This window comes from bacterium, from assembly GCA_040754625.1.
Lineage (GTDB): Bacteria > JACRDZ01 > JAQUKH01 > JAQUKH01 > JAQUKH01 > JAQUKH01.
Genome location: JBFMCF010000093.1, coordinates 1 through 21,790, shown reverse-complemented (window position 1 = coordinate 21,790; position 21,790 = coordinate 1). Strand labels below are relative to the sequence as shown.

At 38.5% G+C, this 21,790-nt stretch carries 24 protein-coding genes; 1 reads left to right on the top strand and 23 read right to left on the bottom strand.

Going from position 1 to position 21,790, the window contains the following annotated elements; genetic code table 11:
* A complete protein-coding gene (locus AB1498_08410) occupies positions 1 to 282 on the top strand; it encodes a DUF503 domain-containing protein (GenBank protein ID MEW6088312.1) in 282 nt (93 codons plus the stop codon).
* Positions 283 to 420: 138 nt separating this feature from the next.
* On the opposite strand, the gene AB1498_08405 is transcribed toward AB1498_08410, so the two are convergent.
* From AB1498_08405 to AB1498_08295, 23 genes are all read right to left on the bottom strand, one after another.
* Positions 421 to 777 (bottom strand): YgjP-like metallopeptidase domain-containing protein, encoded by a 357-nt coding sequence (locus AB1498_08405; GenBank protein ID MEW6088311.1) that lies wholly within the window; start codon positions 775 to 777, stop codon positions 421 to 423.
* Entirely contained in the window at positions 720 to 1,133 is a 414-nt protein-coding gene (locus tag AB1498_08400) for a YgjP-like metallopeptidase domain-containing protein (GenBank protein ID MEW6088310.1), read from the bottom strand. The genes AB1498_08405 and AB1498_08400 overlap by 58 nt, the downstream gene beginning before the upstream one ends.
* The gene (locus AB1498_08395; GenBank protein MEW6088309.1) at positions 1,133 to 4,165 is read right to left on the bottom strand and encodes a type I restriction endonuclease subunit R; all 3,033 of its coding nucleotides are present in this window, start codon (positions 4,163 to 4,165) and stop codon (positions 1,133 to 1,135) included. The genes AB1498_08400 and AB1498_08395 overlap by 1 nt, the downstream gene beginning before the upstream one ends.
* Before the next feature lies 1 nt (position 4,166).
* Complete coding sequence (locus AB1498_08390; protein MEW6088308.1) at positions 4,167 to 5,186, bottom strand: PDDEXK nuclease domain-containing protein; 1,020 nt, start codon at positions 5,184 to 5,186, stop codon at positions 4,167 to 4,169.
* Between the two features lie 182 nt (positions 5,187 to 5,368).
* Entirely contained in the window at positions 5,369 to 6,208 is an 840-nt protein-coding gene (locus AB1498_08385; protein ID MEW6088307.1) for a Bro-N domain-containing protein, read from the bottom strand.
* Between the two features lie 179 nt (positions 6,209 to 6,387).
* A complete protein-coding gene (locus tag AB1498_08380; protein ID MEW6088306.1) occupies positions 6,388 to 6,648 on the bottom strand; it encodes a hypothetical protein in 261 nt (86 codons plus the stop codon).
* On the bottom strand, positions 6,620 to 7,348 hold the full coding sequence (locus AB1498_08375) for a transposase (protein MEW6088305.1): 729 nt from the start codon (positions 7,346 to 7,348) through the stop codon (positions 6,620 to 6,622). The genes AB1498_08380 and AB1498_08375 overlap by 29 nt, the downstream gene beginning before the upstream one ends.
* Positions 7,349 to 7,684: 336 nt before the next feature.
* On the bottom strand, positions 7,685 to 7,900 hold the full coding sequence (locus AB1498_08370) for a hypothetical protein (GenBank protein MEW6088304.1): 216 nt from the start codon (positions 7,898 to 7,900) through the stop codon (positions 7,685 to 7,687).
* Between the two features lie 184 nt (positions 7,901 to 8,084).
* Positions 8,085 to 8,471, bottom strand: coding sequence for a DeoR family transcriptional regulator (locus tag AB1498_08365; protein MEW6088303.1), 387 nt, complete (start codon positions 8,469 to 8,471; stop codon positions 8,085 to 8,087).
* Positions 8,458 to 9,195 carry a Fic family protein gene (locus AB1498_08360; protein ID MEW6088302.1) on the bottom strand — a complete coding sequence of 246 codons (738 nt, stop codon included), beginning with the start codon at positions 9,193 to 9,195 and terminating at the stop codon, positions 8,458 to 8,460. Before AB1498_08360 ends, AB1498_08365 begins: the two co-directional genes overlap by 14 nt.
* An 18-nt stretch (positions 9,196 to 9,213) precedes the next feature.
* Positions 9,214 to 10,731, bottom strand: a complete 1,518-nt coding sequence (locus tag AB1498_08355; GenBank protein MEW6088301.1) for a type I restriction-modification system subunit M — start codon at positions 10,729 to 10,731, stop codon at positions 9,214 to 9,216.
* Complete coding sequence (locus tag AB1498_08350; GenBank protein MEW6088300.1) at positions 10,709 to 11,326, bottom strand: restriction endonuclease subunit S; 618 nt, start codon at positions 11,324 to 11,326, stop codon at positions 10,709 to 10,711. Before AB1498_08350 ends, AB1498_08355 begins: the two co-directional genes overlap by 23 nt.
* 197 nt (positions 11,327 to 11,523) lie before the next feature.
* Positions 11,524 to 13,041, bottom strand: coding sequence for a methionine--tRNA ligase (metG, locus tag AB1498_08345; GenBank protein MEW6088299.1), 1,518 nt, complete (start codon positions 13,039 to 13,041; stop codon positions 11,524 to 11,526).
* A gap of 1 nt (position 13,042) precedes the next feature.
* A complete protein-coding gene (locus AB1498_08340; GenBank protein ID MEW6088298.1) occupies positions 13,043 to 13,834 on the bottom strand; it encodes a stage 0 sporulation family protein in 792 nt (263 codons plus the stop codon).
* 65 nt (positions 13,835 to 13,899) lie between these two features.
* Positions 13,900 to 14,880, bottom strand: a complete 981-nt coding sequence (locus AB1498_08335; protein ID MEW6088297.1) for a DNA polymerase III subunit delta' — start codon at positions 14,878 to 14,880, stop codon at positions 13,900 to 13,902.
* Between the two features lie 88 nt (positions 14,881 to 14,968).
* Entirely contained in the window at positions 14,969 to 15,613 is a 645-nt protein-coding gene (tmk, locus tag AB1498_08330) for a dTMP kinase (GenBank protein MEW6088296.1), read from the bottom strand.
* Positions 15,614 to 15,624: 11 nt separating this feature from the next.
* Positions 15,625 to 15,894, bottom strand: coding sequence for a hypothetical protein (locus AB1498_08325; protein MEW6088295.1), 270 nt, complete (start codon positions 15,892 to 15,894; stop codon positions 15,625 to 15,627).
* 91 nt (positions 15,895 to 15,985) lie between these two features.
* On the bottom strand, positions 15,986 to 16,543 hold the full coding sequence (locus tag AB1498_08320) for a flavoprotein (GenBank protein MEW6088294.1): 558 nt from the start codon (positions 16,541 to 16,543) through the stop codon (positions 15,986 to 15,988).
* Positions 16,533 to 17,450 (bottom strand): M23 family metallopeptidase, encoded by a 918-nt coding sequence (locus tag AB1498_08315; protein ID MEW6088293.1) that lies wholly within the window; start codon positions 17,448 to 17,450, stop codon positions 16,533 to 16,535. The genes AB1498_08320 and AB1498_08315 overlap by 11 nt, the downstream gene beginning before the upstream one ends.
* The gene (gene dusB, locus AB1498_08310; protein ID MEW6088292.1) at positions 17,428 to 18,411 is read right to left on the bottom strand and encodes a tRNA dihydrouridine synthase DusB; all 984 of its coding nucleotides are present in this window, start codon (positions 18,409 to 18,411) and stop codon (positions 17,428 to 17,430) included. Before dusB ends, AB1498_08315 begins: the two co-directional genes overlap by 23 nt.
* Entirely contained in the window at positions 18,395 to 19,414 is a 1,020-nt protein-coding gene (tsaD, locus tag AB1498_08305) for a tRNA (adenosine(37)-N6)-threonylcarbamoyltransferase complex transferase subunit TsaD (GenBank protein MEW6088291.1), read from the bottom strand. The genes dusB and tsaD overlap by 17 nt, the downstream gene beginning before the upstream one ends.
* A gap of 80 nt (positions 19,415 to 19,494) precedes the next feature.
* Positions 19,495 to 20,841 carry a S41 family peptidase gene (locus AB1498_08300; GenBank protein ID MEW6088290.1) on the bottom strand — a complete coding sequence of 449 codons (1,347 nt, stop codon included), beginning with the start codon at positions 20,839 to 20,841 and terminating at the stop codon, positions 19,495 to 19,497.
* A gap of 34 nt (positions 20,842 to 20,875) precedes the next feature.
* The gene (locus tag AB1498_08295; protein ID MEW6088289.1) at positions 20,876 to 21,664 is read right to left on the bottom strand and encodes a hypothetical protein; all 789 of its coding nucleotides are present in this window, start codon (positions 21,662 to 21,664) and stop codon (positions 20,876 to 20,878) included.
* Positions 21,665 to 21,790 lie beyond the last annotated feature (126 nt).

Here is a 21,790-nt window from a genome sequence, read left to right as displayed (position 1 = left end):
TTGAAAATAGGTTTACTGGTTTTGGATTTTCACCTGGAGGCGTGTTTTTCGCTGAAGGAAAAGAGGCACCGCCTTTCATGCATAAGAGACAAGATAGGAAAACAGGCCATTGTTGCCGTCTGCGAAAGCGGCCATCATGACAGCCTGGAATCCAGCCAATGGGCTTTTTTAGCCATTTCGACAAGCGGGAAAATAGTGGACAAAACGCTCAGTGAAATTGAAGAATATATCGATATGAACATCGACGCCCAGATTGTAAATTCAAAACGGTATAATTTATAGTGCAAGACCACCGCTCACTGTTTCTATCCTCGGGAAAATCGGTGCGCCGCGGTCGGTCCCGAGAAATTCGTCGCATCATTTAATAATAAAGCACATAAATTAGCACTAAAATATATGGGAAAATGGGGTAGAGATTATTTAAAAATAATACTTCGGACCTTCTCTACGAAGCCGTTCGCGGCGAATTTCATAATCGGGAAGGATTGTGCCAAGCATTTTCCAAAAATTTTTTGAATGGTTCGCATATTTTAAATGGCACAACTCGTGAGCAACTACATAATCCACCAAGAACATGGACGCCATAACAATATGCCAGTTAAAACGAATCTGGCCTTTCCGATTACAACTGCCCCACCGTTTGCTTTGATTAGCGAGAATTATCTCAGGTGTAATTAATTTTAATTTCTTCGAGTATATTTTTACCCTTTTGGATAAAACTATTTTCGCGTGTTTTTTATACCAACGAGCCAATATATTTCTAACTTCTTCGACCATCCGTGAATTATTACTAAAAATCTGCCGCCTTTTACAGTAATTGTCGGCTTATTTTTAGATTCCAGTATTTTTAACCGCAGTTGTCTCCCTAAATACATAAAAGTTTCGCCGGTAATAAATTCTCTTTTTGGCAAATGCTCCCTGATTTCGTTTATGTGGCGCTGTTTATCTATTATCCATACAGCTTTGGAATGCACTAATTTTGAAAGGAAACCAATCGATAGGTTAAAAGGCGCCCTTAAAAAAACACCTTCTATAGGATCAACAAAAACACTTACGGTTTTTCTTTTTTTACTGCGTTTAACAAAAAAGTTTATATTTTTTCTGCCAAATGAGACTGTGCCTTTTTCTATCATTATTTTGCAAGCCTCACTCTTGCCAAATCCATAATCTTAGCCGTTAAATTTTCAATTGCCTCGAATTGACAGCCCTTTTCTCTTAAAATTCCTTTTATCTGCCTTCTCATTTCACGCTGGACATCATCCTTATGAATCCAGTCAATCACAGTAAGTTTTTCTAATGATCCCATAATAGAATGAGTCAAATCTTTATGGATATCTTTCTTTTTGCCATATTGAGCGGCTGGTTCTTTAACTAAATTATCCTCTTGTTTTTCCGTTTTGGTTTCAAACGAAAGAATTTTATATAAGGCATATTCTGTCTCTGAAAATCCTAAATCATGTGCGGTTTTTCCCATATTTCGGGCTTCATTAACAAGGGCCTGCAAATGTTTGAGTTCCTCAACAGCATTTATTCTCTCTTGTTTCTTTTCCTCGATAATTTTTTCAAGACGCTCCTTAACCGATTGATAAAAAACGGGATCTTCCTCCAAATGAACGTGTATCTCATGGCGAATAGCGTGTTCAATTTCACTCGCCTTCGCTTCCGGTGAACTTAAGGCTTCAACTACTTCATCGAATTTTTTGGAAAATATTGATACCGGTTCCAGAAGTTTCTGGACTCCATTTGTTCTGATATGTTCTTCAATAAGCTGGCGGACTTTTGCTCCACAGCTTGATAAATCAAGAGCCGAATCGCGAAAACGAGCTTTCGCCGCGTTTCTTACTTTACCCAGCCATCTCAAATCCGCGCTATATCTTAAAGCGGACGGATCGGGTAAAACCATGTCCATACTTTGGCTGAAACGCCTAAATGAAACATCAAAATCAGCCCTTATATCTTCCGGTTCTAATATTTTTATGCAGTCCTCAAGGCTGGATTTATCCGCTCTGTCAAAGAAACGCATTACGGCCCTGTAACGGGCTTCAAGGCGGGGAATTTCATCTTTTTTAGGGGTTATCGCCCGCAAAATATCTTCAATATCAGAAGGCTTAAACACATTTAACGCCTCCTGCAAATCCCGTGATATTCCCCAGTAATCGACTATAAGCCCATAATCTTTCTTGTCGGCTGTCCTGTTAACACGGGCGATTGCCTGTAAAAGTGTATGCTCTTTTAACGGGCTGTCAATATACATAACCTGTTCGACAGGCGCGTCGAAACCTGTCAACAGCTTGTCGCAAACAACAATAATCGCCAATCTTTCCACCGGATCTTCTTTAAAGCTCCGGATAATTTCTTTTTCTTCCGCCTGGTTCTTATGATGCTTTTTAAGGCGCTGTGGATCATTGTTGCTTCCAGAAATTAAAACTGCCGAAGGCGGAGCATTCAACCTGTCAAGGGTATCTTTATATATTATCGCGGCCTCCCGGCTTGAAGTCACAATCTGGGCCTTAAAACTGTTAGGCATAATGAATTTTTCATAATGTTCAATTATATCGAGACAAATGGCCTCTACGCGCGTAGAGGCAAGCCCGATTATTTCTTCGGTCACGTATTTTCGCTTAATCTCTTCCCGCTCCTTTTCATCATAGTCCTGAAAATACCTGTTAAAAAGCATATCCAGATTCGCGCCATGGACATGAACATCCGGGAGCCTGCTTTCATAATATATTGGAACAGTCGCGCCGTCCTGAACAGCCTGCTCGATAGTATAAGTGTGGATATAGGAGCCGAATGTTTGTATAGTGCTTCTGTCTTTCTTATCTATCGGGGTGCCTGTAAATCCCAAAAAACAGGATTTTGGTAAGGCCTGTCTCATGTTTGCCGCCAAGTTTTTGTATTGTGTCCTGTGCGCTTCATCAACCATTACAAAAATGTTTTCGGCTTCGGACAGGGCAGGATGTTCATTATTAGTTAATTCCTGAAATTTTTGAATTGTGGTCATAATTGACTGGCCGTTTCCAGCCTGAATTAATTCTCTTAAGTGTTTTACGCTTTCCGCCTGAACGGGGTTGGGAAAACCGCATCGCTGAAACGTCCCGGCGATTTGGTTATCAAGGTCAATCCGGTCTGTCACTACAATTAACATTGGATTTTCCAATTTCCTGCACCGTTTTAACTTTACCGCAAGCCATAACATTGACAGTGATTTTCCCGAACCCTGCGTGTGCCAGATAATCCCTCCGCGATTTTCAGAGTCTTTAGCTTCCTGAATACGCCTTATGGCATTATTTACCGCGATAAACTGCTGATACCTTGCAATCTTTTTTATTGCCCGGCCACTTTCCACCTCAAAAGCGATAAAATTGCGTATAATGTTCAAAAAATTATTTTTTTCAAGTAATCCATAGATAAGGATATCCTGCGGGTTGGGAGGCTTGTTAAAAATTCGGGAGGTATGCTTTTTGCTTAGTTCATCAAGAGTAATTGGATAAGGCTCTTTCCATTCCAGGAAATGCCTGTACGGCGCGTATACAGTCGCGAATTTCGCTTTCTGCCCGCAGGTTGCAATAAGAATTTGAACGGTTTCAAATAATTTAGGGACACCCCTGTTTTTATATTCATCTTTCAATTCCTGATACCTGAACAACTGTTCAATCGCTTTATTGATGGGCTCGTGGACAGTGGGACTTTTGCATTCAAAAACAGCCAGAGGTATCCCGTTAACAAAAACCACTGCATCGCATATAATATTTTCTTTCGGCCCGGAAATTTTAAACTGCCGGGTTACAATAAACTCATTTTTTTCAGGATGGTCAAAATCTATAAAATAAACATTATGACTTTTTTTACCTTTACCATCAATATCCTGCTCAAGCGATAATCCATGCGCCAGAGAAATATAAATTTTCTCGTTTGCCTCGATTAAACTGGACGCGGGAACATTAGTTACAGCCCTTACCGCTTTTTTAAGGTTTTCATCAGAAAGCCACGGATTAAGCTCTTCGAGCTTTTTTTCTAGGCGGTGAACCAAAACAGTATCTCTCAAACTCTCCCGCTCTAAGTCCAATTTTTCCGACGGCACAAACGCATATCCAAGCTTTTCCAATAATTCAACCGCCGGATTTTCAGATAAATTTATTTCGTTCCCGTCTGGGGTAATCATTTTATTCTAATCCTTTTTTTAACATCTCAGCGGTTGGAAGTGATTTATTGAAGCCCTTTGGCAATTTTTTTGTTACTTTGTAATCTGAAATACCTATTGGTTTTTGAATATCTCGTAAGGCATATTCAACTTCAAACTTATCGCGACTTTTGCAGAGAATAATCCCTATGGATGGATTTTCTTCCGGTAATCGCACATTGTCATCGAGTAAACTTAAATAGAAATTCATTTTGCCTGCATATTCGGGTTTAAACTCACCTATTTTCAACTCAAATGCCACAAGACAGCGTAAATACCTGTGAAAGAATAAAAGATCGATATAATATTCCTTATCTCTTAATTTAATTAGATATTGATTTCCTATAAAACAAAATCCCAAACCCAATTCAGCGATAAACTTTTTTAAATCTGAAATAAGTTTTCTTTCCATCTCTCTTTCTTGTATCGGCTTAGACACGTCGATAAAATCAAGGGCATAATTATCTTTCATGGCCAGGTCGGCCTGTTCTGCCAGGTGTGCCGGCAAGGCTTTGCGAAAATTATTCATTTTCTTTATCTTTGTTTGTTTATGAGCCTCTGCTTCTATCTGATGCATAAGAACATCTCTGCTCCAGCCAAATTGTATGGTACTTTTAATATAATATTCTTTCACTTCTTCGTTTTTAATACGCTGCATAATTACTATATTTTGTCCCCAGGGAATTTCTTGCACAAGCTGTGCAAGTTTTGGACTATCTTTATACGTTAAATAAAAAATTCTCATCCGCCAAAGATTATTTGGCGAAAATCCTTTCTTACCATCGAATTCGGACGTAAGATCTTCTGATAACTTTTCAACAATATTTTTCCCCCATCCAAATTTTTCCTGTTTTTCAACAATCTTTTTCCCAATATCCCTATACAATATTATTAGCTCTGCATTTAATTTACGATATGCATTAATCCGTGCAGAAGTAATTCTCTTCTTAATTTCATCCAAAAATTTTGCATAATCTCTATGGTCTATTTCTTTTTGCGGCATCGTTTTTCCCTTTCTCTAATTACTTAAAAACAAAAATTATTCACGGACAAGCGCGTTTGGAGACAATATTGCCTGCAAAAGTTCAATTGCCGGATTTTCAGATAAATTTATTTCGTTCCAGTCTTGTGTATTCATAGTCATAACCTCTTTAATTGGGCAGACACTGTCTGCCTGAACAGAATTTATTTCCCTTTTATTTGTTTTTGTTTCTGTCCCGGCAAAAATTTTTCGTTTGAAATCACTTTTGTCCCAGTCTGCTCTTCAATATCTTTTCGCGTTCTTCCGGCAACTGCACGGCCGTCTTTGGCGTCTCGCTGAAGTTTAGGCATTCCTTGAGAATCTCTATCTTGTGTTATCTTTGTTGTTGTCGCCTCACCAAGCATAGTAATAATAAGCTCTAAATCCGTCATATGATCACGCAGATTTTCCTTTTTTAAACCTTTGTGTTTTTTGTAATCATCAACTGGCATTTCAAACGCGCCCTGCATTATTTCATTTGTAAGAATCGCATATTCCAAATCTGTCGCCGCCCCGCGCGAATCCCATTCATCGGTAAGTTTTTGCCGGACAGCGATACCGCGCAGGCGTTTATCAATCCATTCTTTAGGATAACCTTTCTTTTCATATAACGCTTTAGTCCTCTGCATTCCGAGTTCCGGGTTTTCTATTTCATCTAATCTTTCTTTCCCAACCTTTGCCAACCAGCGTTTAAATGGTTCAGCTTTTGGGGAAGGAACTGACTGGATGATACGAAGGATACCCTCAGTATTTGAGCAGTCTGTTTCTCGTAATTTCCCATCAGACGCGGTCAATTTCAACTGTAGACAAAATGTCGACAGTTCAGTTCCAGCTTCTGATTTCTCTCGTATTTTCATCTTATACCAGTAGTCACGCGGATTTTCACTATCTGTCAAGACCGCCACAACGTCCACCACTGAAAACCACCACTCATTATTAAGCAATTGACGTCTTATTCTTTTACCGCTAAAAACAGCTATTTTAGTTAGATCTTTTTCTTTCATAGGATCTTCCCCTTTTTGATGTAAACCGGATTTTCAGATAAATTTATTTCGTTCCAGTCTCGCATATTCATAGCCATAACTTTTTTAATTCGTTTTTTGCAAATTCTTCAAGCTGTTGTAATTGGGCAGTCAGTGTCAGCCTGATTTGAGGATAAACTTAACTAATAATTCAAAATTCATTATTTCCCCTCACTATTATTTATGCAAATATAAATAAGAATCCTTGATTTCAACCGGTGACAATTTGTCACCGACTCACTTCCTTCCTTTTTCAGCCGTTCTTTCAGTTTATTCCAGTATTTTCGGGCAGTTTGATAATCGGACTGCTGGATTAATACCTGAATAATATCAATCACAGAAAAATACCACGTTTCAGATTTTTCATCATAAATTCTGCGGATTTTGTAATTTTCAAACACAGCTAATGAATTTCCTGTCATTTTGCGCCTCATATTTGGGCGAATACATGGATTCACCCCTACAATATTCATCATCCTGCCAATTAAAAGGATTATTAATAATATATTCCCGAATTTTGTTTAATTCTATTTCGTTTCTGATAATGTGTTCGTAATAATTCCGCTGCCAAACAGGAACACCCGGGGTTTGCCGCAATTTATTTATACGTTTGGCTGAAAATGTTTTAAATTGCCGAATAATCTCCGGCAATCCATGACGCATTTTCATAACGTTATGTCCTGTAGGGGCAGGTTCCAAACCTGCCCTGTTTGTTACAGGTTCCAAACCTGCCCTGTTTGTTACAGGTTCCAAACCTGCCCTGCTTGTTACAGGTTCTAAACCTGCCAGCCCAGCCAATACAATAATCCCATGAATATGGTTCGGCATTATTACAAATTCATCCAATTCAATACAGACATTATGATTTGGTAAATCATTCCATGTATCTTCAATCATCCGTCCCGTATCATTCAATATCATTTGGGCGGGTTTAGGATTCAGGGCGGGTTTAGGACTCAGGGCGGGTTTAGAACCCGCCCCTACACCAATGCCAATTTCTCCAAACAAACATTCTTTATTCCAACAGCATATCGTAACAAAATACGCGCCTTCCCGCGCATAATCATAATCTTTTAATCTTATAGAGTTACGATGATGAATATCTGGATTATATTTACTCATTTTTTCCCTATTTTCTGCAGGCACGACCTGCAGTTAGTGTAATTATCTTTCATGGCCTTTATTCGCGACATTATTACTAGATTTTGTCACCAGGATATTTCTCCAACGGCTTGTTGGAGATTTGGATCATCTACGTTATACTTGACAAAATATTATAACTAATGTTAACATGCAAGCATGGATGAAAAAACATCTAAAAACATAGATGGCACAACCGAGGATACAGTAACTCAGCCCGTAATAGATACTTTTGAACACTTGCCGCCGAAATATACTCATCCGCAATTTGATTGTTTTCATTCGGAAAGTAATTCTGTTAACCCATCCGGCACCTTTTTATTTTTCATTAACGAGCCCTTTTTCAGAGGGCACAGCGCGCTGTACCCCGACATTCACATCATTTTTTTCTTCTGTTTTTACAAATTTGCCGCAGCCAGCACAATGATAAATTAGCAATATCTTTTTTATCACTTGCATTTCAATTTTTCTCATTTGCAATTCAGTGTATTTTTTGCAATACGGGCACCAATCCATTTTTTGTCCTTTTGACATAGCCGCCATTTTGTTGGCGTCAACAAAATGGCCAACGCTGAATTTCCATCAAAATTACCTTTAATTCTGTTGAGAAAATTTTTTCCGCTAAATTTCCGATAAATAAATTCGTAAAAAGTTATCTTTTTGCTTTCTCCCTTTTGTTTACCATCACGGGCAACTCATTCCTTGCCGCTTCTCGCCATTAGCTCGCCAACTCATAATAAAATTTGGTACCGCTTCCCATTCTTTTTATTATTCCCTTTTGAACCAACTCCATTAGCTCTCTATTTGCTGTTCTCTCGCTTGTTTTACATAATTTCGCATATTCTTTTCTATCAATCTTTGCATTTTTTCTTATATAATTTACAGCTGCTCTTTGCCTTTCATTTAATCCATTTAATATTTTTTCATCCATCTCAACAATAGTAGATTCTTTTATTTGAGATTTGAATATAAGTTTTGTCTGAATTGGATGCAGCTCAAAACAAGGTTTCTCGTGCCATATTTTATCCTTTTGTTTAACTATCGTTTTGTTGATATCACCAAAACGATCAGCAATACTCTGATTACAGATTTTAATTTTCTCCAAAAAGCCTTAAATAATCTTTTTGAGTTTCTTTGACTATACCGGCAATAAATGTTATAAAATCCCTGTCATCAACACGAGCGCTTTCAAGCGTGGCAATATATTTCTGGCGCAATATCGGAGGTGTAATGGCGATATTATATCCCTCCTGCAAAAGAATCAAATTCATCAGCAGTCTTGCTACCCTTCCATTTCCATCCACAAACGGATGTATAAAAACAAAATCCTTATGCGCCAAGGCGGCGAATTCCACAGGGTGATATTTCCCCCTTGATTCAGGCAAATTCTGAATAAATTTTTTCATAAGGCCCGGAACCTCCTGAGGCAATGGCAGAGGATATTTAGAGCCGGTAATAAAAACTTTTACCTGCCTGTACCGTCCCGCGTTCTTCTCGTCAATACGATAATAAAATAACCTGTGTAAATCCAAAATATCCTTTTCAGTCATTTCTTTGTTTTTCGCCAGTTTATACACCAGATCATAAGCCTCGCTATGGCCCACAGCCTCATAGTGATCCCTGATAGGTTTACCTCCTATGGTAATACCATCTTCCAATACAATCTTCGTTTCTGCTTCCGTTAAAGAATTACCTTCCAGGGCATTGCTTGAGTAAGTCAATCCGATACGATAATATTCTTTAATCTGACTAAGTAAATGGTTATCTAACGGCCTGTACTTGTTAATTTCTTTTTGCAGTTTGTCTATTTCTTTGAAGATATTTTCCATAGATGATCCTCCTTTGGTTTATTCATACCCCAATTCCTTCAAACACTCATTCATTTTTTTCTCCGCCTTATCCCGTTCTTTTTCAAGTTCACGTAATTTAGCGAGGGCCTCTTTTACATCAATCTTCTGCTCAGGTTCGGTTATATCAACGTAACGGCTGATATTAAGGTTATGATCATTTTCTCTGATTTCATCAAGTGAAACAATGCGGGAAAATTTATCAATATCTTTGTATTCATCAAAAACCTTAACAATTTTTCCTATATCTTCATTACGCAGCCTGTTTTGGTTTTTGCCCGCTTCATAATATTCTGAGGCATTGATAAATAAAACTTTATTTTTTCGCTCCTTTGGTTTATTGCGGTTTAATATTAAAATTGCCGCGGGAATGCCCGTCCCATAAAAAAGATTTGGCGCCAGCCCAATAATTGCCTCAAAAAAATCTTCTTCCAACAAAGCCTTTCTAATCCTGCCTTCAGACACCCCTCTAAAAAGAACACCATGAGGCATCACAACCCCCGCGACACCGTTATTATTTAATGTCGCGATCATGTGCTGAACAAACGCGTAATCGCCTTTTGTTTTAGGTGGAATGCCATAGCGGAACCTGACATAACCATCATTTTCGGCCGCCTCAGTACCCCAGCTATCAAGGCTGAAAGGCGGATTAGCTATTACCCTGTCAAAAAGCACTAATTCCCCGTCTTTAACGAATTTCGGATCGCGGATTACATCACCTTTTTGAATATCCGCGTCCGGGAAATTATGTAAAAGCATATTCATTTTGCATATGGACCACGTTCCAAGATTTTTCTCCTGGCCGCATAAAGAAATATTCTTCGCGTTGCCTTTTTTCCTTTCAATGTAATGCGCGCATTCAATCAACATACCGCCTGAACCGCAGGTCGGGTCACAGATACGCATACCTTCTTTTGGTTTTAAAAGTTCAACAATAAGCTGAACAACCTTCCGCGGCGAAAAAAATTCCCCGCCTTTTTTACCGGCATCATCCGCGAATTTCTCGATCAGGTATTCGTAAGCCTGTCCAAGAATGTCCGGATCTTCAAGATTTGAATTTTTCAGGTCAATTTGAGAGAAATGATTAACGAGGCGGGATAAAACGGAATCACGATTTTTAGCGTCTCCGAGTTTATTTGAGTTGAAATCTATATCTGCCAATACCCCTTCTAACGCGGGATTCTGATCCTCCAATACACCGCAGGCTTTATTAATCGTATCCCCAATATTTTGAGAAATTTTTCTTATTTCAGGCCACCGGCCGCGCCTGGGAACAAAAAATTGATGTTCGTCCGGGTCTTCCCGCGCTATTTTTTGCGCTTCGGATTTTGATACACCCCTTTTCAATTCTCTTTGTTCAATCTTTTCCGCCTCTTCGTCAAAAACATCCGACAACCTCTTTAGGAATAGAAAACCAAAGATATAATTTTTGTAATCCGACGAATCAATAGAACCTCGTAAAATATCCGCTGCCCCCCATAAATAATTATTCAATTCAGAACTGGTCAGTTTCGCCACGATAATCCTCCTTATTCATTAACATATCCATTACTATTTGATTTGTAATTTCTTTTCTCAAATTAGCTGATTCTATACTTAAACGATATTGTACTTCTGAAATATCAGCAAGGTTAGATATTTTTTTCTGTAAATCTATAGCCGGGACAGGGACATTAATCTCACTAATATCAGATATATTTAATACAAGCTGCATTGTTGAAGATGCAATATTTGATAAAAGAACTCTTTGCCCTTCCCTGGTTCTTAAATACGCGGCCAGAAATATTGGAAGTACCTCATTGGTTAGACGAATGGCTATGAGATTAGACGTTATTATTGCTTTTGGCAAGCTATTAGGAACTACTGTAATTTTTAGTTGAGTACCACGGCAGGTAATAAGTATATCATCAGGATAAACAATATAGTGTTCGGCATTTTTAAAATTATTCAATGAAAATTTTTTAAGATTATGAATCTCAATCCTATCATCTGATATATCTTTAATATTTATAACCGGTATTCCTTTCTTATCTTCAATTAATTTTGCGACACTATATAATGGAGCGCCATTAAATAATTTTTCTGCAAATGATTTTAAACTTTTAGATGTCATTTATTCTCCGATAAATCTTATTTTGAGACAGCTTATCAGAAAAACAATTGCTTGTCAAGTAAAAAATATAGTTTTATTTAAATATTAAATTTTAATATTTATCATATCAAATAAATCCACATAAACCATATCACTATTATTGACATTCTGCATTGATTTAAATAGATTTGAATAATAAGGATTATAAAAAATAGAGTCTATTTTTCTATCCTCGGGAAAATCGGCTCGCCGCGGGTTGTTTTGATGTTTGGAGGGAATTTGCCCCAGACAGCTTCATCAATAAGAACTTTTTCAAAATTTACCGTTAATCCGAGCTGGCCGCAAATTTTTTCTGAAGTTTCCGGCATAAAAGGACGAATCAGGATTGAAATAATCCGCAGAGATTCAGCCAGGTCATAAAGGACCTGCAGGGCCTCCGTCGTTTTTCCCTCTTTTATCAATTTCCACGGGGCCTGTGAATCGATATATTTATTGGCCAGGCGGACAAGCCGCCATAACTCCGTCAAGGCCTCGCTGAACTGGATATCATCCATGGCATTGTTGAATTTGGGCAGAATTTCATAAAACATCGCTTTTAACTCATTTTCAGGCGTCCCTTTTTCCGGAACAATCCCATTATTATATTTTTCAATCATTACAAGGCTCCGGTTCAAAAGGTTCCCCAGGTCATTCGCAAGGTCACCGTTAATTCTTTTTATCAATAAATCAACCGAAAAATCGCCGTCAAGCCCGAATGGAATTTCCCGTAGCAAAAAATAACGGAACGGGTCAACGCCGAACCTTTCAACCATCTCAACAGGGTCAACCACATTTCCCAGGGATTTTGACATCTTTTTCTTTTCAACCGTCCACCAGCCGTGGGCGGCGATACGTTTAGGCGGTTCCAGCTCAAGGCTGAAAAGAATCGCGGGCCAGATTACAGCGTGGAACTTAAGTATGTCTTTTCCTATAAAATGGACATCCGAGGGCCACCGTTCTTCGAATACGTTGTTATTTATACCGTAACCGGCGGCTGTGATATAATTTATAAGCGCGTCAAACCACACATAAACAACGTGTTTTGTGTCATTAGGGACAGGAATCCCCCATTGGAAATTGGTCCTTGAAACGCTTAAATCGTTCAGCCCGCTTTTGACAAAACTATAAATTTCGTTATATCTTGAAGATGGAACTATAAAATCCTTGTTTTTTTCAAGATGTTCCATCAGCTTTTTCTGGTAATTCGACATTTTAAAGAAATAGCTTTCTTCTTTCAGTTTTTCAACAGGCCTTTTACAGTCGGGGCAAATATTGTTCTCCGCCTGCGTCTCGGTCAAAAACGTCTCGCACGGCGTGCAATACCATCCTTCATATTCGCCTTTATAAATGTCACCTTTTTGTAAAAGTTTAATAAATACCGCCTCTACCGCGAGTTTATGCCGTTTCTCCGTTGTCCTTATAAACTCATCGTATGAAATATTCAGCCTTTTCCACAAATCCCGGAACCTGACAACCATCTGGTCCGCCAGTTCCTGCCCCGTAAGATTCCGTTCTCTCGCAGCATCCTCGACTTTTTTGCCGTGTTCATCGGTGCCGGTTAAAAAGAAAACTCTTTTCCCTTTTAATCTTTGATACCTCGCAAAAGTATCTACAGCTATATTTGTATAACTATGGCCTATATGAGGTTTGTCATTTACATAATATAACGGTGTGGTCAAATAAAATTTTTTAGGCATATTATTTTTTAACCAGTTCCTGGGCGTTTACCTCTATCTCGTTTTCGTTCTCAAGTTTTATCCGGACAATACCGCGAAGGGGGTCTATTGCGATTATTCTTCCCTGTCCTTCTTTAACGGTTATTTTACTTCCCACTTTAGGCAGGTCTTTCAAAAGATCTTTATAAATTTCATATTCATACATGAGGCAGCACATCAGACGGCCGCAAATACCCGATATCTTCTGGGGATTTAATATCATATTCTGGGTTTTTGCCATGCGTATTGAAACAGGTTCAAAATCGCCAAGAAACGTTGCACAGCACACTTCCCTGCCGCAATTGCCAAACCCGCCAAGCATCCTTGCCTCATCCCGGACCCCGATTTGCCGAAGTTCGATTCTTATTTTATATATATGAGCCAAATCTTTTACTAATTCCCTGAAATCCACCCTTCCTTCCGATGTAAAATAAAAAACCGCCTTCTTGGCATCAAAAGTATATACAACAGAGACAAGCTTCATCGGCAAATTATGTTCTTTTATTTTTACAATACAGGTATCAAACGCCTCTTTTTCTTTTTTCCTGTTTTCCTCAAGTTTTTTATAATCCTCCTCATTCGCCGCGCGCATAATCCTTCCTGAAAGCCTATCATTCATATTCGCGTCCAAAACTGTCTTTACTTCAGTAACCACCTTGCCAAAATCGATGGTATCTTTAGTCTGGACAATGCAATCATCTCCAATCTGGAGTTCAATATTTTCCAAACCGAAATAATATACCTGGCATACATCCTTGAATTTTATCCCTACCATTTTGTTCACCGGAGCTTTTCCCCCTTTCATAGATTAACTTGCCTTGCAAAAATTTTCCTGTTTTATTATTCTTCTGTCATGTCCATAAACATAACTTCCAATGCCAGCTGAAGATTAACATTTTGTTCGATTAATTGTTTGGTTTTCTGTATTAAACTTATTTTGCCTAAAATGCTTTCAATTGTGTTTTCTTGCTCTGCCTCGATATTTGAAAAATAATCAAGGTTTAATAAAATTTCCTTAGTGTTTGTAATCTTGTAAACCAAAATATCGCGCAGGTAAAATACCATTATATCCAATATATCCATTGCCTTTTCGCGTGTCGCGCCCAAATCTTTGGCCCAGTTCAAAAAATTTTTCAGAAAAGGGCTTTTTAAATTATTAAAAACCTCTTCCCGTTCTGTTTTTGTTTTTTCATCTTTGAAAGATAATGCCCTGTCAACCCGGCCGAAAGAAAATGCGGCCGCCAGCGCCGTGTCCTCTTTATTATAAAAAAATTTTTCCTGTAAAATCCTTTCGACTTCGCTGATTGAAAGATAATCAAACTTTATTTTCTGGCACCGGGAAACAATTGTCGGAATCAGAGCCTTGCTTTCGGAAGGAATTAAAACAAAAATTGTATCATTCGGCGGTTCTTCCAGAAGTTTTAAAAGCGCATTTCCGGACGCTTCCTGCGGTTTAATCAGTCCCTCCGCCTGGTCAATAATGTAAAATTTATATCTTCCCTCCAGGGGTTTCAAAAAAATCCGCTCCCTGATGCCATAAATCTGTTCTATCCTAATCCCGCCGCTCTTCCCAAAAGGGGAAATAACCTGGACATCCGGATGAATGCCCTTTTCTATTTTGTAACATGAAGAACAAATATTACACGCATTGCCTGTGTTTTTTTGACAATTTAACGCTTTGGCCAGCTCTTTTGCAACGAGATGCTTGCCGGTCCCGTCAGGCCCGGTAAAAAGATATGCCTGCGGGACACGATTATTGCCGATTGTTCTCTTTAATGTTTCTATAACTCTTTTTTGCCCGATCACATTATCCCAGGACATTCTTTCTCCCAAATTTAACACGTAAATCGTAATACGTAAAACGTGAATAGCAAAGGATTGAAACAATTAACGATTTACATTTCACGTTTTACATTTTACGTTTAACGATTACTTTTTCAGCGGCATTTTGAATAATCCGCCTGTTTTTTTCCAAAGAGTCGTTACCATTAATAACCAGAAACCGCCCGGGTTCTTTTCCTGCGATAGTTAAATATCCTTTCCTGACTCTCCTGTGAAAATCAATTTTCTCTTTTTCTATACGGTCGGCTTTATTATTCCGGATACGGCTTCTTTTTAATCCGTATTCCGGTTCAATATCAATAAGAACAGTCAACTCCGGTTTAAACTCTCCTACCAGTAATCTATTTAATTTATTAATAAGCTTAATATTTATTTTTCTTCCAAAACCCTGGTAGGCCGCTGTCGCATCCATAAAACGGTCACAGAGAACTGTCTTTTTTGAATTCAGCGCAGGTTTTATCACCTCTTCCAGTATCTGGCTGCGGCATGAAAGATACAAAAAAAGTTCACTCCACAACGACAGGTTTTTTACTCTTGGGTCTAAAAGCACGCCGCGTATATCCTCACCCAGAGTAGTCCCGCCCGGTTCACGCGTTATAACTACCGGATACCCGCATTTTTTTAAATACCCGGCAAGCAATTTTATATGCGTGCTCTTGCCGCCGCCGTCAGGTCCTTCAAATGTGATAAAAACACCTTTTTTTTTATTCACGATTCCCGCGCCTATTTGAAATAGTTGATAATGCCTGACAGAAGCAGGCTAATCCCGCCGATGCGCATCACCCACTTATTTAAAACAAATCCTTTTACTTTTTCACTCCGGAAACTCCATAAACTTAAAATAGCCCCCAATATAATTTTAATTCCTTTCAGTTCCTTTGAATAAAGAAGCGTGATATACCCGATACCGGCTATAAAAAGCAAAAACCCGCTTATTACAAGCCGGTATATAATCTCTTTTTTGCTTATATAAGGCTTTTCCTTATTTTCCATCACATACTCCATATGTTTACATTTTCTTATAATTGACAATTGAGCATTAACAATTTACAATTGAAAATTGTCAATGCTCAATGTTTAATTGTCAATGAAATCTTTTTAATATAGCAGCTAATATATCTTCCACATCCGCCATTGCTCCCATTCCCTCGACACCGCAGGCAAGTTGTCCTTTTTTCGGGCCTACAATTTCCGCTGTTTCTTTAATAATTAAAATATTCTTCTGTAGTATATTATTCTCCCACATATTCACATTCATCGCCGGGCAGATAATTAAAGGGACTTTTTTGGGTAAAGCAAGCACAGTTGAAGTTAAAAGATTATCGGCTATGCCATGGGCAATTTTTGCGATTGTATTTGCGCTTGCCGGAGCAACCACACAAATATCCGCCCACCCGGAAAGATTGATATGTTCCAGCAGGGGCGAAGCACACTGTGCCCCTATGTCATCAGCAAATAAATCCCTGTACACCCTGTCTTCGGTTAAAGTGGCAATAGTCAGGGGTGTGACAAATTGTTCTCCTGCTTTTGTCAAAATTACTTTTACTGAAAATTCTTTATTCTTCAATAATCTGATTAACTCACAAACTTTATAAGCCGCAATGCTCCCTGTTATTCCTATTAAAACATTTCTATCTGCCATTTTCAGACTCCTTTAAACCAGCGGTCTCGTGATCAAAAATAAACTTTTCAATACTGCCCTGCAGCCAATCTTCAGGGTCAACCGCCGTCCTATTGGCAAAAATCCCAAAATGAAGGTGCGGGCCTGTTGACATACCCGTTTGCCCGGCTAACCCGATTAAATCGCCTTTTTTTACAAAATCCTTTTCTTTAACTTCCACTTTAGACAGGTGATAATATACACTGAAAATCCCCTGCCCGTGATTAATTATAACCGTATTCCCGCGTGAAATCAACTTTTCTGTCAAAACCGCCTCTCCGCAGTTTGAAGCTTTGATCTGGGTCCCTTCCGGGCACGCGATATCCAGCCCCAGATGAAAAAAATTTGTGAGACCGTTATTTATGGAACGGAAAGAATCAAAAGAGGAAGTAATGACACCCTCAACAGGCATTATAAAATTACTCCACCACATACGTTTTTCCGTAACTTGTTTTATTATATTGCTTATATATACATCTTCATTTGCCAAATTTTCTTTCGTAATGTCCTTTATTTTTTTATCCGGGATTTTTATTTCCTCTTTTTTTTCTATTTTTCTGCCTTCAATTAGAAACTTATATTCAATTGCCTCTTTTTCTCCATTTTTATACTGAATATTAAGAAGAAACGGATATTCTCCGCCTTTCGCGTAAATATTAATTCCTTTAATACAATAAAACCTTCCATCATCCCCGGGAAAAAAATCAACCGCGGCACCCATAAAATTTCCCTGGACATCGCTTATTTCCTTGTTTTTATCTTTTACTAATCCCGCTAATGTTTTTCCTGTCAAAAATTTATCCTTAAAAAATTTAACATCTAAACCTATCGCGGTTTTTTGAAAAAATAATACAAGGAAAACCAGGTTAAACAGATTGAGTTTTTTCATATGTTTTTATCTGCCCCAAAAAATGCCTGACACCGTTTATTGTTTTTATATCCATTAATTCTTTGCGCCATATTTTCGCGTGAAACATTCCCTTAAAATAAAAGGAGATATACTTGCGCATTTCATAAATAGCTTTTTCTTTGCTTTTATAATAACAAAGGTATTCAATATGTTTGAGCATGATATTTATTTTTTCGCAAAAATCCGGGTCTTCTATTTTTTTCCCTGTTGTTAAATAATGGTTTATCTGCATCAAAAACCACGGCCGGCCTACCGCGCCGCGGCCAATCATGATTCCGTCGCAGCCGGTTTTTTCTGCCATTTCCTCCGCATCGGAAACTTTTGCAACATCTCCGTTCCCGATTACAGGAATTTTAACTTCAGATTTAATATCTTTTATAACCCGCCAGTCAGAATGCCCATAAAAAAACCGGCTCCTTGTTCTTGGATGAATTACAATGCCGTCCACCCCGCAGTCTTCACATCCTTTGGCAACCATTACCGCGTTAATATTATTTTCGTCCCAGCCGGAACGGATTTTTACAGTCAGGGGAATTTTGATTTTTTTCCTGACAGCCGAAACTATTGAAAAAAGCAGGGGCGGGCTTTTTAATAAAACTGACCCGCCTCCTGCGCGCACAATTTTGGGTTCCGGACACCCGAAATTTAAATCAACAATATCAGCTCCCATTTCCTCTAAAAATATACCTGCCTCAGCCATCACATCCGGATTGTTTCCGAATATCTGGAAACTGACAGGTTTTTCTTCTTTTGCGCTTATCAGGAGGTCCTGTGTTTTCTTATTTTTTCTTACCAATCCTTCGCTGCTTATCATTTCCGAACATACCAAACCGCAGCCTGATATTTCTTTTACAAGCAATCTAAAAGGTAAATTGGTATATCCGGCCATAGGCGCTAAAATAATATTATTTTTTAATTCAAGATTACCTATTTTTAACATTTAATTCATTCCCGGTTCTAAGAGCCTCTAAATCAAATCTGAATTTCATTCCTTTTTTATATTTATATATACCTGCGGTTGCAATCATCGCCGCATTATCCGTGCAAAATTTTTTAGGGGGACAATAAAGATTTAATCCTTCCTTTTTTGCTTTGTCTTCCATTGACCTGCGTAAAGCAGAATTTGCCGCCACACCGCCTGCCAATAAAATATTTTTAATTTTACATTCTTTCGCGGCCTCAAAAGTATTCCTGACTAAAACTTCAATAACCGACCGCTGAAACCCGGCGGCAAGATTCCGCAAATAGTTATTATCCGCGTTCTTATTTTTATTATACTCATACCATACCGCCGTCTTTAACCCGCTGAAACTAAAATCCAATTTATTTCCTTTTTTAAACCTTGCGAAAGGAAATTTAAATACAGATGGATTCCCCTCTTTTGCCAGCTTTTCAATCAAAGGCCCGCCCGGGTAACCTAAATTCATAATCTTCGAAACTTTATCGAAAGCCTCACCGGCAGCATCGTCTCTTGTCTGGCTAAGCTGTGAAAATTTAGTATGATTTGAACAAAGAAACAGGCTTGTATGCCCCCCGGAAACAACCAGGGCAATACCCGGGAATTTTTTTCTTTTGTCGTCTATGTAATTTGCGTAAATATGGCCGTAAAGATGGTTTATTCCGATAACAGGAATATTCAAAGCATAAGCTAACGCCTTTGCTGTCGAAATACCTATCAAAAGTGAACCAACAAGGCCGGGTTTATAAGTAACCGCTATCGCGTCCAGGTCCGTGAGTTTTATGCGGGCTTTTTCAATTGCCCGGTTAATAACCATATTTGTTTTCGCTAAATGGTTACGGCTCGCGAACTCGGGAACCACGCCGCCATAAGGTTTATGAATTTTTAACTGAGAAAATACAATATTTGACAATAATCCGCTTTTATCATTTACAACCGCGGCCGCGGTTTCATCACAGGAAGTTTCAATACCGAGAATATACATATTTTCTCCTATCACAAACAAAAGAGAGCGGATATTAAAACCCGCTCCCTAATCTTAAAAAGATATGGTCACGATCTTTCCTAAAGGCTTCTATAAACCTCCTGTGCCAGTAAAACATCCACACCCCATTTCAACTGAACATCAAAATTTCCTTTTCCATCCGTTCCATAGGCATCTTCCCATGCAGTCAATTTCCTTACATTTATCTCATCATTTTCCGAACTTTCAAGTTTCTCTTCAAAAGTAAGATTTTCGTGCTTTTCTTCCCATTTAGTCTGCTGCACAGAAACTTCTTCACTTTCTTTCTTCTGGGAACTTTCAGCTATATTCATCTGGGCGGCGTGAGAAAGCTCAATCACCAAATCAGGGTTTATTCCTTCACCGTGTATACTTCTGCCGCTTGGGGTATAATAACGCGCGGTGGTCAAACGTAGCCCTGAGTCATCCGAAAGGGGAATAATAGTCTGGACTGACGCTTTGCCAAAAGTCTTCTCGCCGATAATCACACCGCGGTGATGGTCCTGGATTGCTCCTGCGACAATTTCTGAAGCGCTCGCACTGCCCTTATTTACCAGGACCACTAAAGGAATATTTTTATCGATAGGTTCCCTGTCCGAACGAAATTCCACTGTCTGGTCCGGACTCCGGCCTTTTGTATAAACAACTAGCCCTCCTTTCGGAATAAAATAATCCGCGACCTGCACTGAAACATTTAATAACCCGCCGGGATTATGCCTTAAATCCAAAATCAATGACTTCATACCTTCCGCCTTCAGCTTATCCAACGCCTTTCCTAATTCCTCCCCGCTGTTTTCTTTAAATTCAATCAGGCGGATATATCCGATACCGTCAGGAAACATTTTAGCTTTTATACTTTTTATTTTAATAAGATCCCTGATTAAGTCAAATTCCATAAGTTCATCTTCTCCATCCCGTAAGATGCTGATTGAAACCTTTGTCCCCTTTGGGCCCCGCATTTTATTAACAGCCTGCTCCAATGTGAGGTCCTTAGTGGGTTCTCCGTCAATTTTAATAATCCTGTCTCCTGAATGCAGCCCCGCGCGAAAAGCAGGCGTTCCTTCAATCGGGGAAATAATAGTCAAAAAGTTATCTTTAATTGCAATCACAATGCCCAATCCTCCAAAACTTCCTTTTGTATGTATCTGCATTTCTTTATAATCATCCGGGCGCATATATTGGCTGTAAGGGTCTAGCGTTAAGAGCATCCCTTTGATTGCGCCGTAAATCAGGTCAGAACTTTTAACCTCCTCCACATAATTGCCCTGGACTATATGGAGGACTTCGGAAAATAAGCGCAAGTCCTGGAAGATATTTTTGGTGGCCGCGCCCCCGTGAATAAAGGCCAAATTTAGGCTTAACGCGATTAAACATATCAGTATGGCCGAAAAAAATAATCTCTTTTTCATTGGAATCCTACCTCCGTTTAAATGAGTTAAATATTCAGATGTCTATTGCTTTTTTTACAGCCAAATAGTAGTTTATACTAATTAAAAATAAACTCCCGGTTATAATTATGAACACGGTTGACGGATAAATAAAAAATTGCAATTGATTATTCAAAAATATATTTTTCAAACTTATATTTAAAAACAAAACAGTCAAAAGACCGCTGATTAAGCCAGCAAAATACCCTTTTGCGATAAAAATACCATATGTATAAAAAGGAGCCGCGCCGGCCACTTCCAGAATTTTAATCCGCACACTATTCAACTGGGATTCTTTCTTAAATCTGTAATATATATATTTTACAACAAAAATCGAAGATATTATACCTAAAAATAAACTCGAAACTGTTAAAATCAACTTTTTTTCTTCCATGTATTCAATTCGCTCACCCTCGTATTTAACAAACTTTACTCCTTCCAGGCCGGAAATCATCCTTTTTGCCTCTTCTATTTTTAAGGTCTCATCCAGATTAATGTTTAGACTTACCTGGAAAATAATTTTCCCCGGTTCAATGTCCATGGTATTTTTTAAGCCTTTTACCTCTTTAAGACTTTTTATTTGTTCTTCCAAAAACCGGGTATCCGCATTCTTATCAAGTTCAACCAAAAAATTGCCCCATTTTTCTTTTTCCTGCTTTAAAATTGCCCCGCCTTCCCTGTAAAGGAAAACCGATACCGCCAAAAAATATATTGGAATTATAAAAACAAGCAAACTTAATATAAAAGATAAAGGACGTTTTACAATCTCTAATACCGCTTCACAAATGAAATAAAATATATTCATTTGGTTCTGTTGAAATCCTCAAATAGAAATAAATCAAGAGGCCGAGTTGGAGGCCTCGATGAATATTGTAAATTATACCGAGCAATAAAACTTCGTGAATTCGGAGTTTTATTAAGCGAGCTAAGA